Annotated in this window: 14 protein-coding genes and 1 pseudogene; 8 read left to right on the plus strand and 7 right to left on the minus strand. The window is 65.3% G+C overall.

Annotated elements, in window-relative coordinates:
* Positions 1-36: 36 nt before the first annotated feature.
* A pseudogene (locus CH268_RS23875) lies at positions 37-864 on the minus strand (DMT family transporter); the annotation flags it as partial.
* A gap of 74 nt (positions 865-938) precedes the next feature.
* Here CH268_RS23875 and CH268_RS23880 point away from each other — a divergent pair.
* The 3 genes from CH268_RS23880 (at position 939) to pth (ending at position 3,071) form a co-directional block, all read left to right on the plus strand.
* Positions 939-1,535 (plus strand): TetR/AcrR family transcriptional regulator, encoded by a 597-nt coding sequence (locus tag CH268_RS23880; protein WP_094666085.1) that lies wholly within the window; start codon positions 939-941, stop codon positions 1,533-1,535.
* A 198-nt stretch (positions 1,536-1,733) separates the two neighbouring features.
* Positions 1,734-2,396 carry a 50S ribosomal protein L25/general stress protein Ctc gene (locus CH268_RS23885; RefSeq protein ID WP_027496086.1) on the plus strand — a complete coding sequence of 221 codons (663 nt, stop codon included), beginning with the start codon at positions 1,734-1,736 and terminating at the stop codon, positions 2,394-2,396.
* Positions 2,397-2,477: 81 nt separating this feature from the next.
* Positions 2,478-3,071, plus strand: coding sequence for an aminoacyl-tRNA hydrolase (gene pth, locus CH268_RS23890; protein WP_094666086.1), 594 nt, complete (start codon positions 2,478-2,480; stop codon positions 3,069-3,071).
* Here the strand turns inward: pth and CH268_RS23895 are convergent, their stop codons facing one another.
* Entirely contained in the window at positions 3,072-4,706 is a 1,635-nt protein-coding gene (locus CH268_RS23895; protein ID WP_027496084.1) for a fatty acyl-AMP ligase, read from the minus strand. It abuts the gene before it with no gap.
* 129 nt (positions 4,707-4,835) lie between these two features.
* On the opposite strand from CH268_RS23895, the gene CH268_RS23900 reads away from it, so the two are divergent.
* The 3 genes from CH268_RS23900 (at position 4,836) to CH268_RS23910 (ending at position 7,940) form a co-directional block, all read left to right on the plus strand.
* Positions 4,836-6,518 (plus strand): peptide chain release factor 3, encoded by a 1,683-nt coding sequence (locus CH268_RS23900; protein ID WP_027496083.1) that lies wholly within the window; start codon positions 4,836-4,838, stop codon positions 6,516-6,518.
* A 9-nt stretch (positions 6,519-6,527) separates the two neighbouring features.
* Complete coding sequence (locus CH268_RS23905; protein ID WP_094666087.1) at positions 6,528-7,181, plus strand: nicotinamide mononucleotide transporter family protein; 654 nt, start codon at positions 6,528-6,530, stop codon at positions 7,179-7,181.
* A gap of 147 nt (positions 7,182-7,328) precedes the next feature.
* Positions 7,329-7,940: a hypothetical protein gene (locus tag CH268_RS23910; RefSeq protein WP_027496081.1), complete on the plus strand. Its 612-nt coding sequence runs from the start codon at positions 7,329-7,331 to the stop codon at positions 7,938-7,940.
* Between the two features lie 11 nt (positions 7,941-7,951).
* Here CH268_RS23910 and CH268_RS23915 read toward each other — a convergent pair whose 3' ends face one another.
* The 4 genes from CH268_RS23915 to CH268_RS23930 all read right to left on the minus strand — a co-directional run bounded on the left by CH268_RS23915 (position 7,952) and on the right by CH268_RS23930 (position 12,490).
* Entirely contained in the window at positions 7,952-8,950 is a 999-nt protein-coding gene (locus CH268_RS23915; RefSeq protein WP_094666088.1) for an enoyl-CoA hydratase/isomerase family protein, read from the minus strand.
* 45 nt (positions 8,951-8,995) lie between these two features.
* Positions 8,996-9,679 carry a DUF4166 domain-containing protein gene (locus CH268_RS23920; RefSeq protein WP_027496079.1) on the minus strand — a complete coding sequence of 228 codons (684 nt, stop codon included), beginning with the start codon at positions 9,677-9,679 and terminating at the stop codon, positions 8,996-8,998.
* Between the two features lie 79 nt (positions 9,680-9,758).
* Positions 9,759-11,555 carry an ABC-F family ATP-binding cassette domain-containing protein gene (locus CH268_RS23925; protein ID WP_027496078.1) on the minus strand — a complete coding sequence of 599 codons (1,797 nt, stop codon included), beginning with the start codon at positions 11,553-11,555 and terminating at the stop codon, positions 9,759-9,761.
* The gene (locus tag CH268_RS23930; protein ID WP_094666089.1) at positions 11,555-12,490 is read right to left on the minus strand and encodes a 4-(cytidine 5'-diphospho)-2-C-methyl-D-erythritol kinase; all 936 of its coding nucleotides are present in this window, start codon (positions 12,488-12,490) and stop codon (positions 11,555-11,557) included. Before CH268_RS23930 ends, CH268_RS23925 begins: the two co-directional genes overlap by 1 nt.
* 182 nt (positions 12,491-12,672) lie before the next feature.
* On the opposite strand from CH268_RS23930, the gene CH268_RS23935 reads away from it, so the two are divergent.
* Together CH268_RS23935 and CH268_RS23940 are read left to right on the plus strand one after the other, a co-directional pair.
* Entirely contained in the window at positions 12,673-13,662 is a 990-nt protein-coding gene (locus CH268_RS23935) for a helix-turn-helix transcriptional regulator (protein WP_094666090.1), read from the plus strand.
* Between the two features lie 12 nt (positions 13,663-13,674).
* A complete protein-coding gene (locus tag CH268_RS23940) occupies positions 13,675-14,490 on the plus strand; it encodes a DNA/RNA non-specific endonuclease (protein ID WP_094666091.1) in 816 nt (271 codons plus the stop codon).
* Positions 14,491-14,500: 10 nt separating this feature from the next.
* On the opposite strand, the gene rsmA is transcribed toward CH268_RS23940, so the two are convergent.
* Complete coding sequence (rsmA, locus tag CH268_RS23945) at positions 14,501-15,376, minus strand: 16S rRNA (adenine(1518)-N(6)/adenine(1519)-N(6))-dimethyltransferase RsmA (protein WP_032364124.1); 876 nt, start codon at positions 15,374-15,376, stop codon at positions 14,501-14,503.
* Between the last annotated feature and the right edge of the window lie 11 nt (positions 15,377-15,387).

Below are 15,387 nucleotides of genomic sequence, written 5' to 3' on the forward strand. Positions count from 1 at the left end.
GTCCGGATGTGCGCTGAGGTAGGCGGCGACCCCGATCCCCGAGACTGCGAGGCCCGCGATACCGAACCACGTGACCGCGTCGCCGAACATCACGAAAGCCCAGAGCATCGTCGTCGGCGGTGTCAGGTAGAGCAGCACGCTGGCACGAGTCGGTCCACTGCGGCGCACGACGAACAGGTACGCGCCGTAAGCGCCGAAGGTCGACAGCACCACCGTCCACGCCACCGCAGCCCAGAAACCCGTCGTCATCGGTGGTACCGCATCACCGGCAAGTGCACTCCACGTCATGAAACCGACTGCGCTGATACCACATTGGATCGCCATGGCCAGCGCGATGGGTTCTTTCGGATCCAGTAGCCGTTGCCCGATCGTTCCGGCCGACAGCGCCAGCATGCCCGCGGCGGGCAGCAGGTAGACGGGCCAGGCAAGATCGGCACCGGACAGGTCACCGACGACGACGAGCGTCACTCCGGCGATACCGACGACGAGGCCGAGAATTCCTCTCGATCCGACGCGTTCGCCGAATATCCTGCTCGAGGCCAGCGCGACCACCAACGGCTGCAAAGCAGCGATCAGGGCGGCGACGCCCGGAGGGACGCCCATGCCGATGCCGGTGATGGTGGCACCGAGGTAGAGGAACTGGCAGAAGAGGCCGAGGACTGCGTGGATACGCAGCGCGTGCCACGTCGGGGTGAGTCGTCGCCATCTGCACCACGCGACGAGGAGCACGACTGCCACCAGGTATCTCCAGGCCAGCAGCGTGTGGGCCGGAGCTTCGGCGGTGCCGAATTCTGCTCCGATGAAGCCCGAACTCCACAGAATCACCAGAGCTGTACCGGCGAGAACATCGATGCGTGAGGTCATGAGAGCGATGTAAACATACAGGTCTGTATACTCGCAGTGCACCCCACTCCGACCAGCGCTTTCGAAAGGTCGCCATGCACGACAAGCCACTGACCCCCGCAGCGGAACGAATTCTCGCCGTCGCGAGCGAGCTCTTCTACGACCGCGGAATTCGCGCCGTCGGCGTCGACCTGATCGCCGAGGAAGCCGGCACCACCAAGAAGACCCTGTACGACCGTTTCGGCTCCAAGGACGGCCTGGTGCAGCGTTACCTGAAGCGGCGATACGACCTCTGGTGTGCGCACGTGACGCAGTACGTCGACTCCCTCGACCAGGGTGAGCAGCGTGTACTCGGGGTCTACGACGCACTCGACCTGTGGATGCGCGACAACCATCGCGGCTGCGGATTCGTCAACGCATTCGCCGAGTTCGGCGGCACCGACAGCCCGGTGTTGGCCATCATCGAGTCGGAGAAGGCGTGGACGCGATCGCTGTTCGCACGCCTGGCCGCCGATGCCGGATACCCCGATTCAGACGAACTCGGGACTCGATTGTCACTGTTGCACGAAGGTGCGGTGGTCATGGGAACCGCAGGCGGTCGGGACGACGCCATCGCCGTCGCCCGGTCGGTGGCCGCCGAGTTGCTCGCTGCGCTCGCAGTGGCGCGGGTAAGTGCCCCAGCAGGCACATAACCGAGCCACTGCGGAGCATCGTGTATTGTCTTCCAGGTTGTCTCGGCGAGGGTAGATCCGGCTCATCAGGATCCACCGTTATCGACGCGGCTCGGCCCCGTTGGCCGCGCTCGTTCGTGTCCGCCCCGACGAGTTTGACAGCCCGACGAAGTACGCCGCACGAACCACAGATCACAGTTATCAGGAGCATGTAGCACCATGGCATCGAAGGTAAACAACCTCACCGCACAGGTCCGCACCGAATTCGGCAAGGGTGCCGCACGCCGCGCTCGTCGCGACGGCCTCGTTCCCGCCGTTCTGTACGGACACGCAACCGACCCCCAGCACCTGGCACTCGACGCCCGCGCATTCGCTGCCGTGCTGCGTAACGACGGCACCAACGCTGTGCTCACCCTCGACATCGCCGGCAAGTCGCAGCTGGCACTGACCAAGTCGATCGTCGTGCACCCGATCCGTCGCAGCATCGAGCACGCCGACCTCCTCGTCCTGAACAAGGGCGAGCGCGTCACCGTCGAGGTCAACATCATCGTCGAGGGCGACGCCGCACCGGGCACCCTCGTCACCACCGACTCGACCGCCGTCGAGATCGAAGCCGACGCGCTCGAGATCCCGGAGAACTTCGTCGTCTCCGTCGAGGGTGCCGAGATCGGCACGCAGATCACCGCGGCGGACCTGGATCTGCCGTCCGACGTCACCCTCATCTCCGACGGCGAGACCCTCCTGGTCAACGTCGTCGAGGCACCGTCCGAGGAAGACCTCGAGGCCGACGGCGAGGGCACCGAGCCTATCTCCGAGACCGGCGAGGCCGAGACTCAGGAAGAAGCTGCTTCCGAGGACGAAGACAGCTCCGACGAGAGCTGACCCTCTCCCCTGCATCTCGAGCGGCGCGCTGTTCTCCTCCGGGAGACGGCGCGCCGTTCGTTTCGAACCATCGATGGAAGAATGACGCCCGTGAGCACCGAAAACGGCCCCGCCCTGATAGTCGGGCTCGGCAACCCCGGTCCGCAGTACGACAAGACTCGGCACAACGTGGGCTTCATGGTCGCCGACGCACTCGCCGGACGCGTCGGCACGTCGTTCTCGTCGCACAAGAAGTCCAATTCCGACATCGTGCAGGCCCGGCTCGACGGCCGTTCGGTCGTCGTCGCGAAGCCGCGAACGTTCATGAACCTCTCGGGCCAGCCGGTGGCGGCACTGGCTCGGTTCTTCTCCGTCGACCCCGCGAACATCGTGGTGGTGCACGACGAACTGGACATCGACTTCGGCGCACTGCGACTCAAGCTCGGCGGCGGTGAGGGCGGGCACAACGGTCTGCGCTCGATTTCTCAGCACCTCGGCACCAAGGACTACCTGCGGGTCCGCGTGGGCGTCGGACGGCCGCCGGGACGGATGGACCCGGCGTCGTTCGTGCTCAAGCCCTTCTCGACGCCCGAACGCAAGGACCTCGGCGTCGTGATCGAAGAAGCCGCCGACGCCGCCGAGCTACTGCTGAAGGTCGGTCTCGAGGCCGCCCAGAATCGGGTGCACCCGCGCTGATCAGTTCAGCAGCGACACCGAATTGGCCCGTCGCAGTTTGCCGCTCGACGTCTTCGGGATGCTGCCCGGCCCCAGGACTGCCACCGTGCGCGGGCGCACTCCTACCTCCGAATGCACCGCGTGGATCACTTCACGCTCGATGCGCTTGACCTCGTCGGGGTTGTCGATATCGTTCGTTTCGACTGCAACAGCGAAGCTTTCGCGTTTGTCGCCGGCGTCGAGGCGGATCGCGACGGCGTTACCGGGCCGAACTCCCGCGACGGTGCCCGCGGCTCGTTCGATGTCGGTGGGATAGATGTTGCGGCCGCCCATGATGATGACGTCCTTGACCCGGCCGCAGACGACCACCAGTTCGTCCTCGGTGATGTAGCCGACGTCGCCGGTATCGAGCCAGCCGTCGGCGTCCTGTGTCGGCACGGGGCCGTCGACGGTGATATATCCGGGAGTGACGGCCTTGCCGCGGACCTCGATGATGCCGACGCCGCGCGCGGTGAGCACCTGCCCTTCCTTGTCCACGACGCGGCCTTCGAGACCGGGAACGAACTTTCCGAGAGTGGCCAGGGATCGGGTGTTGCCGCGGGTGGACGGGACTGCGCGGCCGAGTGTTTCGAGTAGATCCGCGTCGACGACGTCGATCACCTGACCTTGGCCGGGGTCCGGAATCGACACGGCGAGAGTAGTTTCCGCCATTCCGTACACGGGCGCGAGGGCCGCGGGATCGAGCTTGTACGGCGCACCCGCTTCTGCCAATGCGATCATCGTGTCGGGGTCGACGGGTTCGGCACCGTTCCACGCGTAACGCAGCGTGGACAGATCCAGATCCAGGTCGTCCTCCGCCTGACGCAGCCGACGCGCCAGCAGTGAATACGCGAAATTGGGTGCAGCAGTGACTGTTCCGCGGTACTTGTCGATGAGCTTGGCCCACAACAGCGGCGAGCGCAGGAAGTCCAACGGAGTGATGCTCACGACCTCGGCACCCACCTGCATCGGCACCGACAGAAAGCCCACCATGCCCATGTCGTGGAAGAGCGGCAACCAACTGACCATGACGTCGGAATTCACGTCGAACTCGATGCGATCGATCATCGCGTACGCATTGACGTAGAAGTTCTCGTGCGTGATGCGCACGGCCTTGGGCGACCCGGTGGAGCCGGACGTGAGCTGCTGCAGCGCGATGTCGGTCTCGGCCGTCGGCACCGGATCGATGTCGCGACCGGACTTCATGTCGTCGATCTTCAGCACGGTGATGCCGCGCTCGACGAGCACCGGCGCGGCGATGTCGAACGGAGCTCCCAGAATCACCGCCTTCGCGTCGATCATCCGGACGACGGTTTCGGTGTCCTCGCCCCAGACGGCCAGATCTGTCCGCGGGGTGGGCTGATGCAACATCGTCACCGACGCTCCGCGCATCCACGTGGCCTGGCAGGCAGGCGCGATGTCGACGGGCTGGCCGGCGAGAATACCGATCGCGTCGCCGTGTTCGACCCCCGCGTCGGCCAACGCGCCCGCCATCCTCCGCGCCTGCTCGTGGATCTCACCCCACGACTGGCGCAACGCCGCCTCGGGCTCCCCGGTGACCAAACCACGTTTGCTGCTGCTTGCGGTCTCGAACATCTCGTCGGTGAACTTGCTCAACGCGTCATCTCCTCGTTCGACGGTCCTTCCGCGTCCCTCACCCTAAGCAATCCCGCGATGACCGGTGACCGTTACCGGCCGCGTATCCTTGACCTTTGCCGTTGCCGTGACTACGAGATAGAGGCCTTCGTGAGTACCCCGCCCAGTTCCCCCGACGTCGATGCAGCACTCGACGGGTCAGGACCGAACTCCGGCCCCGCTCGACACTCGGCCAGGGAACTCGATTTCGAGGTCGCGAGGCGTCGAACATTCGCGGTGATCTCACACCCCGATGCCGGTAAGTCGACGCTCACCGAGGCCCTCGCCCTGCACGCGCGCGTCATCTCCGAGGCCGGTGCCATTCACGGCAAGGCCGGCCGTCGCTCCACCGTCTCGGACTGGATGGAGATGGAGAAGGCGCGCGGCATTTCGGTGAGTTCGACTGCGCTGCAGTTCAATTACCAGACCTCCCCCGACGCCGAGGTCACCAACGTGATCAACCTCGTCGACACCCCCGGCCACGCCGATTTCTCCGAGGACACCTACCGCGTCCTGACGGCGGTCGACGCGGCCGTCATGCTCATCGACGCCGCGAAGGGCCTCGAGCCGCAGACCCTCAAGCTGTTCCAGGTGTGCCGCCAGTTCGGCATCCCGGTCATCACCGTCATCAACAAGTGGGACCGCCCGGGTCAGTCCCCGCTCGAACTGCTCGACGAGATCGAGTCACGCATCGGCCTGACGCCGACGCCTCTGTACTGGCCCGTCGGCATCGCGGGTGACTTCCGTGGCCTGCTCGATGTGCAGGACGGCAGCTACATCCGCTTCACCCGAACTGCGGGTGGTGCCACGATCGCGCCCGAGGAATTCATGACGGCCGAGGCCGCCGCGCAGCGCGAGGGCGTCGACTGGGATACCGCCGTCGAGGAGAGCGATCTGCTGATCTCGAGCGGCCAGCAACACGACCAGGAGATGTTCCTCGCCGGCCAGACGTCACCGGTGATCTTCGGATCGGCGATGCTGAACTTCGGCGTGCGCCAGATCCTCGACACCCTGGTGGCGCTGGCCCCCGCACCCGGCCCCCGGGCCGACGTCTCCGACGGGGTGCGCGCGGTGACCGATCCCTTCAGTGCCGTCGTGTTCAAGGTGCAGGCCGGCATGGACACCGCGCACCGGGACCGCCTGGCCTTCATGCGCGTGGTCTCGGGTGTGTTCGAGCGGGGCATGGTCGTCACGCACGCACAGACCAAGAAGCCGTTCACCACCAAGTACGCGCTCACCGTCTTCGGGCGTGACCGGACAACGGTCGAGAACGCCTACCCCGGCGACATCGTCGGTCTGGTCAACGCCACCGCGCTCGCGCCCGGCCACACGTTGTACACCGACAAGAAGGTCGAGTTCCCACCGATCCCGTCGTTCGCACCCGAGCACTTCTCGGCACTGCGCGTCGACAGCGCCGACAAGTACAAGAAGTTCCGCCGAGCCGTCGAACAACTCGACTCCGAGGGCGTGGTTCAGGTGCTGCGCAACGACATTCGCGGCGACGCCTCCCCGGTTCTCGCGGCCGTCGGCCCGATGCAGTTCGAGGTGGTCACCGCACGAATGAAGACCGAATTCGGCGTCGACGCTCGGATGGAACCGTTGGGTTACTCACTTGCTCGGCGCACCGACGCGGCGTCGGCCGTCGAATTGGGCCGCCAGCGCGGCGTCGAGATCTTCACCCGGACCGACGGCGCCCTGCTGGCACTCGTCAGCGACAAATGGCGACTGCAGTACATCCAGAAGGAGATGCCCGAGCTCACCCTCGAGCCCCTCGTCGCCGCAGGCGATCAGTAGCCTGTCGCGGTGCTGACAGATCTGCTCGACGCCGAATTCAGTGTGCTGGGCCACCCGGTGCTGTGGCGCGAGGTGATCGGGAACGGCTTCGGACTGCTCTCCGCGGTCGGCGGAATGCGTCGAGTCGTGTGGGCGTGGCCGGTGGGAATCGTCGGAAATGCGCTGCTGTTCACCGTCTTCATGGGCGGGGTGTTCCACACTCCGCAGGCGTTGGATCTGTACGGACAAGCCGGACGGCAGCTGATGTTCATTGCCGTCAGCGCCTACGGGCTGGCCCGGTGGATGCGCGGCTCCAAGAACTCGGGGGCCGCCGTCGTTCCGCGCTGGGGCACTGCCCGTGAGCGACTGGTGATGATCACTGTCGCAGTCGTCGGAACGATCGTGTTCGCGCAGCTGTTCGGGTACCTCGGTTCGTTCGGCAAGTGGGCCGATGCGTGGATCTTCACCGGTTCGATGCTGGCGACGTTCGGCATGGCCCGCGGGCTCACCGAATTCTGGCTCATCTGGATCGCGGTGGACATCGTGGGCGTCCCGCTGCTGGTGATTGCCGGTTTCTACCCGTCCGCTGTCCTCTACTTGGTATACGCCGGGTATGTGACCTGGGGTTTCGTGGTGTGGTTCAGGATCCAGAACAAGCCTTTGGACCAAAAAATGGCGATCTAAACAATCGTGATGCTACTCTCAGGCGGTCCGAACAAACTTCGAGTACGTTTTGGCGTGCTCGACGCCGAGTTGGGCGTCATGTGAGTTCTCCGATCATGGCGTCTCGGCGCGGAACCACCCGAGAATCACGATGAAGTGGAAAACGACATGACTAAGGGAACGAACTACCCATTGGCCGGGATCAAGGTCGGTGGCGCTCCCGCGCATCGTTTGGCGACGCCGCCGAAGTCCGATTCCACTCCGTCCAACGGTGCTCGCACCGACAGTTCGGTAGCTGCACCCGCCGAGAAGGCGGCCGAAACCACCACCGATTTCCCGGCGGCAGTGGTCACGTCCACCGACACGGCATCCGCTCCACAGCCCGCAGCATCAGAGAAGCCCGCCACGGAATCGAACGAGGTTGAAGTGACCACCAGCGATCAGATCTCAGAACACGGCCTGCCCACCAACGGCCGTTCCACCGCTCACGCCTCCAGCGGCAGCACGTCGCCGTCTCTCGGCCGCGGCCAGGCACCCGACCGTCGTACCGCCATGGGCGTCGCCTCGGTTCGTATTGCGGGTCGGCTGACCCAGAACGAACTCGGCAGCCGCACCGGCGACATCCGCACCCCCGACACCTCCGTCGGCCCCGACGAGCTGCTTCAGCTCCTCGGCGAATACCTCGTCTCCGGTGGTCTGCAGAACCCGGAGATCCACGTGCGTTCCAACGGCCAGACCATCGTGCTGGACCTGCAGAACCCCGCCAAGGGTTACCGCTGACCCACTGACGGTCACAGCAGCTGCTGGAAGGCCTCTGGTCGCACCATCTCGAGCACCAGAGGCTTCCACTGCGGCGCGCGGTCCTTGTCGACCAGCACTGCGCGCACCCCCTCGGCGAAGTCCGGTTCTGTGATGATCCATGTCGCCAGCCGCAACTCGCGATCGAGGCACTCCCGCAACGTACTGTCCGCAGCCCGCTCGATCAGGGCATCGGTGGCCATCAAGGACGTCGGCGACAGCGTTGCCAACTGAGTCTTGGTAGTGCGAGACCACGCGGTATCGCACTCCAATGCATCGATGATGTCGACGAGCGAGGTCTTCTCGAACACCGTGGCCACCGCCTTCGCGTCGAACGACAATTCCGTCGTCGGCGGCGGAGTCGTGTGTCGCTCGAGCGCTGCACCGAGATCGGTGCCGCCGAGAATGTCGTCCTTCAGCGCCTGGACGGCTTCGCTGGGACAGAAGTGTGTCGCCAATCCCAGTGTCACAGCGTCGGATCCGGTGATCCGGGTGCCTGTCAGCGCCAAGTAGCGTCCGATGTGATCGGGCAACCGGGACAGAAAGTAGCTCGAGCCCACATCGGGAACAAATCCGATCGCCGTCTCCGGCATCGCCAGAAGAGCGTTCTCTGTCACGATCCGCACGCTGCCGTGCACCGAGATTCCCAGCCCTCCCCCGAACGCCGCGGCCTCGATGACCGCCACATACGGCTTGGGGTACGTCGCAATGATCTCGTCGAGGTCGTACTCGGCAGAGAAGTAGCGCGGCCCGGCTTCTCGGTCGCCGTCGATCACGGCCTGCCTGATGGCCTTGATGTCTCCGCCGGCGCAGAACGCACGCGGTGAACTGCTCGTCACCAGAACCGAACCGACGGTGTCGTCGTCCCGCCACGCATCGAGTGCCGCACGAATGCCGTGGATCATGGCCTCGTTCAACGAGTTCAGGGCCTCCGGCCGGTTCAGGACGATATGCCCGACACCACCGACTACCTCGGCTTCGACTACGGCCACTGCGGACTCCCTTTCACCTGCTTCGATCGACGCGTAACAGTAGCGCTATTCGCGTGATTCGATCGAGCGCGGCCGCGCGTCGGACGGTATGTCGGCGGGACGGCACTCGCGCTCCTCCGCGGTGAACCACCCGCGATACAGGAACAACTGGCCGAGCATCGGGCTCTTGACTTCGATCTCGATGCGGTGCCGTTCCTCTGCCGCGTCCCACCATTCCCGGCCGATCGTGACCGCGGAGGCCACCTTCGGCAACTTCGGCGCAATGGGACCGAGCAGAAACCGCGGCACCTCGCTCTCGAGTACCAACCCGCCGTCGGAGTCGACCGCACACGTGGTGTGCACCACCATGTCCGACGAGAACCCCAGGTAGTCGAGCGCATATGCGTCGGATTCTGCCGACGACACCATCACCGAATTCATCCCCTGCGGACGCGCGGCGAACGCGAAGCGACGCACGAAAGACATTGTCTCGCGGCCCAATTCGTCGACGTACGCATAGTTGGCGATGGTGAAGGGCACATCCTTGCCCACGCCAGCAGGAAACAGGCCTCGCTTACGACCGGCCCACAGCAGCGGCGGAGGAACGAGACGAGAATGAGTCATCTCCTCCATCACACCGACCCCGAACTGAGCCCGATGATCCGAGGACTGCAAACCGAAACGCCATTGGACCTTGGGATGCAGACGAGCGAAATCCGAACCCATCACTTCTGCGACGACCGATGCCATGACCACAGTATGCGCTGCGCGCATGTGCATGAAACTTCGTAGCAGGTTACGAGTTACCACTCACATGCGGCGGAGCCGCTCATTCCAACTCGGCGGCCAATTCCATCCAGCGTTCCTCGGCGACGTCCTTGTCGGCGAGGACCTGCTTGAGTTCGGTGTCGAGGGCCACGAGCTTGTCCGGCGCAGTGGCAGCCTCGGCGAGTTCGGCGTGCAGTTCGGTCTCCCGCTTGGACAGGCGAATGACGAGCTTCTCGAGCTTGCTGAGTTCCTTACGGGCAGCGCGCTCCGAAGCCGCATCACGGGTTGCCTTCCGGGGCACCCCGCCGGTGGTCAACGAGTCCGGCGTCGCGTCGGCGGCGAGGACGGCCCGCCTGCGCAGGTAATCTTCGATGCCGCCGGGCAGGTTGGTGAGCTTGCCGTCGCCGAACAGTGCCCACGTCGAGTCACAGATGCGCTCGATGAGGTACCGGTCGTGACTGATGACGACGAGCGTGCCCGCCCAGCCGTCCAGGATGTCCTCGAGCTGCTGCAGGGTGTCGATGTCCAGGTCGTTGGTCGGCTCGTCGAGCAACAGCACGTTCGGCTCGGCCATCAGGACTCGTGTCAACTGCAGGCGACGGCGTTCGCCACCGGACAGGTCACCGACCGGCGTGCGCTGGCGAGCGGGGGTGAAGCCCAGCCTTTCTGCGAGCTGCCCAGCAGAAATCTCCTTGTCGCCCAACGTGATCCGCTCGGCCACCTCCTTGACGGCGTCGAGGACACGCAGCTTCTTGGGTAGGTCGTCCAATTCCTGCTTCAGCCAACCGATCTTGACGGTCTGGCCCTGGATGCGCTTGCCCGCAGCGGGCTGCAGTTCACCGGCGAGCGTACGCAGCATCGTCGTCTTACCCGAGCCGTTGACGCCGACGAGACCCACGCGCTCGCCGGGAGCCAGACGCCACGTGAAGTCCTTGACCAGCTCACGGCCGTCGGGAGTTTCCAGGCGCGCGTCCTCGAGTTCGATGACGACCTTGCCCAGACGGCGCTGCGCAAAGGAGGACAGCGCGACGGAGTCACGAGGCGGCGGTACGTCGGCAATCAGTGCCTCGGCGGCCTCGATGCGGTATTTGGGCTTGGACGTTCGCGCGGGAGCACCGCGGCGCAGCCATGCGAGTTCCTTGCGGGCGAGGTTGCGACGCCGCTCCTCGGATGCGTCGGCCTGACGGGAGCGCTCTGCACGCGCGAAGACCCAATCGTTGTAGCCACCCTCGTAGGTTTCGATACCACCCCCGACGACCTCCCACGTCTGATTGGCGACGGTGTCGAGGAACCACCGATCGTGCGTTACGACCAGTAGCGCGCTCCGACGGCTCACCAGGTGCGCGGCCAGCCACTGCACGCCCTCGACGTCGAGGTGGTTGGTGGGCTCGTCGAGCACCAAAAGATCCAGATCCTGAACGAGGGCTGCTGCCAACGCGACTCGTCGGCGCTCGCCACCGGAGAGGTTGTCGATCGGCGCGTCCAGTCCGGAGCTACCGGCCGGACCCAGATCGGCAATACCGATGCCGGTCAGGATGTTTCGTACCCGCGAATCGCCGGCCCACTCGTGCTCGGCCATCCCGAGCGGATCGAGTACCACCTGACCGACCGTCGACCCGGGCGGCAACACACCACGCTGAGTGACGACGGCCATCCGCAGTCCGTTGACGCGGCTGACGCGTCCCGAATCGGGGGGTTCGATGCCGGCGAGAACCTCGAGGGTGGTGGTTTTGCCACCGCCGTTGAGGCCGACCATGCCGATGCGTTCGCCCTCCTGCACACCGAGGGAGACGCCGTCGAGCAGAGGCTTGACGCCGAAGGACTTACTGACGTTTTCGAGATTGACGAGATTGACCATCAGGAAAAACCATTCGATTCACTAGTGACCACACGAGCACCGGGAACCGGTCCACTCGCAACACGGACGGTGCGGCACACGCCTGCACCGGACAATTCAGCGCTCACCGACACCGCCGCATCGGCGTCGGCGCACAGGAACGCACACGTGGGGCCCGAGCCCGACACGATGCCCGCCAACGCACCCGCAGTGACACCCGCTCTCAGTGTGCGACGCAACTGCGGCATCAGCGAGACCGCAGCGGCTTGCAGATCGTTGCCCAACAGCGGGGCGAGGGCCCGCGCATCACCCGACGCGAGGGCATGCATCAGATCCTCGGTTCCGCCGAGCCTGGGCGGATCGCCCTTGGCCCGCAACTGATCGAGCTCGCCGTACACGGCGGGGGTCTGCAGACCACCCTTCGCCAATGCCAGAACCCAATGAAAGTTGTTACGCGAGAGCACCGGAAGCAACTTCTCACCGCGGCCGGTACCGACGGCAGTCCCGCCGTGCAACGAGAACGGCACATCGCTACCGAGCTCGGCCGCCAGCTCGTCGAGCTCGTCACGCGAGAGTTCGAGATGCCACATCGCGTTGAGCGCAACCAACGTCGCGGCAGCATCGGCGCTACCGCCCGCCATGCCGCCGGCGACCGGAATGCCCTTGTCGATGGTGATCTCCACCGACGGCTCGCGCCCCACACGAAGGCCCAACAACTCGGCGGCCTTCCAGACCAGGTTCCGCGAATCCGTCGGAACGACCTTCGCGTCGTCGCCGCGCACCCGAACCGACAACGCCTTCGCCGGAACGACCGACAAGTCGTCGGAGAGAGACAGTGCCTGGAACACCGTCGTCAACTCGTGAAAGCCGTCGGGACGCAGGTCACCGACCGAAAGATGCAGATTCACCTTCGACGGGGCCCGAACGACAACGGGCGTGGGAACGACAGACAGCACGTTTAACCACAGTAGTGGAGAAACAGGGGCCGGGTTCACCATCAGCCGGCCCACCTGGGGGTACTCAATGTCACGTTCGGTGGACTTTTCGGGGGTCAATGTCGCGTTGAGTGGACTTCGGTGGCCGGGTCGGGTCGGTAAAGAGGACCGAAGATGTCCGCATTCGGTGGCATTGTGTGGATATGAAGGAAACCTCGGCCCGGCTGTTGCGGCTGTTGTCGCTTCTGCAGACCCGGCGCGATTGGGCGGGTGCAGAGCTGGCGGAACGGCTGGACGTGACGCCTCGCACGCTGCGGCGCGATGTCGACAAGTTGCGCGACATCGGTTATCCGGTCAATGCGACGCCGGGCGTCGGCGGCGGCTATCAGTTGGGGCCGGGTGCCGAGATGCCCCCACTACTGCTCGACGACGACGAGGCGTTGGCGGTGGCGTTCGGTTTGCAGTCGGCGGCCGGTGGGTCGGTGGCGGGGATCGGCGAGGCGTCGCTGCGTGCGTTGACGAAGCTCCGGCAGGTGATGCCGTCGCGCATCCGGCATCGGCTCGACACCCTCCGGATCGACGTGGTGGAGCACACGCCGCGGTCTGCGGTGGATGCGGCGGTGCTGTCGACGGTGGCTGCGGTGTGTCATGGGCACGAGCGACTGCGATTCGATTACCGCAAGCACGACGGTTCGGAGTCTCGGCGCGAGGTGGAGCCCTACAGCTTGGTTCGGGCGGGAGCGCGGTGGTATCTGCTGGGTTGGGATGTGCTGCGCCAGGATTGGCGATCGTATCGGGTGGATCGCCTGATTCCGAAGATCCCGACGGGTCCTCGGTTCACCCCGCGAGAGTTGCCTGCAGGCGGGGCGGCGGCGTTCGTCTCGCGGGGAATCGATCGCGCGTTCACCCAGGTTCAGGCGCGCATTCGTTTGCATGCGCCGATCGAGACGATCGCCCCGATGGTCGACGAGCACTGGGGCACACTCGAATCCATCGACGACACCTCGTGTGCGGTGGTGCTCTCGGGAGACTCACTGCCGTCGATCGCCCGCTGGCTGGCGGCGTTCGACACCGACTTCACCGTGCTCGACCCGCCGGAACTGAAAGAGGAATGCCGCGTGGTCGCCGAGCGTCACGCGGCCCTCGAACGGCGATACCTCGCCGCGGTTCACCCTCCGGTAACCGACGCGTGAGTCAATGGGTCCATGACGACCCCACTCGGTTTCGACCCGACCTTCCTGGCCGACATCGACGTTCCGCTGCCGGATCGAGCAGGCCTGGTGGTACTTCCGTACACGCATTTCTCGGTGTCCATGGATCCTGCCCGACGCCTCGCCGCGGTCACCGGCGTGAACATCGACGGCTCGAGCCTGAAAGACGTGGAGCGAGGCGATGATTGGCGTCTGGACGAGCGGCTTCCGGCAGCGCAGCAGGCGGGGAACGAGTTGTACTCGAACAACGACCTCGACCGTGGGCATCTCGTTCGCCGACGAGATCCGGTGTGGGGCGAGCTGTCGGTCGCGACGCGCGCCAATGCGGATACCTTCCACTACACGGTGTGCGCTCCGCAGACGGCCACTCTGAACCAATCGAAAACTCTGTGGCTGGGGCTCGAGGATTACGTACTGGGCCATGCCGAGCAGTACGGGCAACGACTCTCGGTGTTCAGTGGCTGCATCTTCGCCGACGACGATCCGATCTACCGAGGCATTGCCATACCGCGTCGCTACTTCAAGATTGCCGCGTGGTCCCAGGATTCGGCACCGGCGTGCACCGGATACGTGCTCGATCAGTCGCCGTCACTCGACCCGATTCTCGACAAACCGCTACGGGTCGAGACCGATCCCCCACCGCTCGGCCCGTACCGCACGTATCAGGTTCCGGTAGCAGACATCGCGTCGGCGACCGGCTTGGAGCTGGGAAGTCTCACCGAGGCCGACCGGTACGCACCTGTCGCAGCGGCACGCGCCGAGGCGTCGAAGTGGACCGAACTGACGAGACTGTCGGACATTCACCTGTAAGGACGAGATGTCAGGCCTCGGTAGCCGCCAGACGAACGAACGCTGCAGCGTCGATCGTTTCGCCGCGGGCCGTGGGATCGATTCCGGCCTCGCGAAGTCTGCGCTCCGCGGCGACGGGTGAACCGGCCCACCCCGCGAGGGCTGCTCGTAAGGTCTTGCGGCGCTGGGCGAATGCGGCATCGATGACGGCGAATACCGACTTCCGGTGTGCAGTGTCGGTCGGCCACGGTGGCTCGGCGTATCGATCGATGCGCACCAGCCCCGATTCCACTTTGGGAACCGGCCAGAACACCGAACGGCCAACTGCCCCGGCCCGTTTGACGTCACCGAAGAATCGGGCCTTGACGCTGGGAATGCCGTAGATCTTGCTTCCCGGTACCGCGGCGAGGCGATCGGCAACCTCGGCCTGGACCATCACCACGGCCACTCGAAGGCTGGGCAGCTCCGAGAACAGGTGGATCAGCACAGGCACCGCGACGTTGTACGGCAGGTTCGCCACCAACGCCGTCGGGTGTCCCGGAATGTCCTCGGCCCGTACGCGCAACGCGTCGGCTTCGATGACCGTCAACCGTTCGGCAAGGGTGGGGGCGCGGTCGGCCACCGTGATGGGCAACCGGGTCGCGAGCTTGGGGTCGATCTCGACCGCGACAACGGCGTCGGCCACATCGAGCAGAGCGAGAGTCAACGATCCGAGGCCGGGACCGACTTCGAGGACGGTGTCCTGAGGTCCGACACCGGCGGAGGCGACGATGCGTCGCACGGTGTTGGCGTCGTGCACGAAGTTCTGGCCGAGTTGTTTGGTGGGACGCACGTCGAGCTCGGCAGCGAGAGAGCGGACTTCGGCAGGACCGAGCAGAGCCGCAGCTCCCCTCACATGTTCGGACACGGCGGGAACTC

This window comes from Rhodococcus sp. 06-1460-1B (assembly GCF_002258475.1).
Taxonomy (GTDB): Bacteria; Actinomycetota; Actinomycetes; order Mycobacteriales; family Mycobacteriaceae; genus Rhodococcoides; species Rhodococcoides fascians.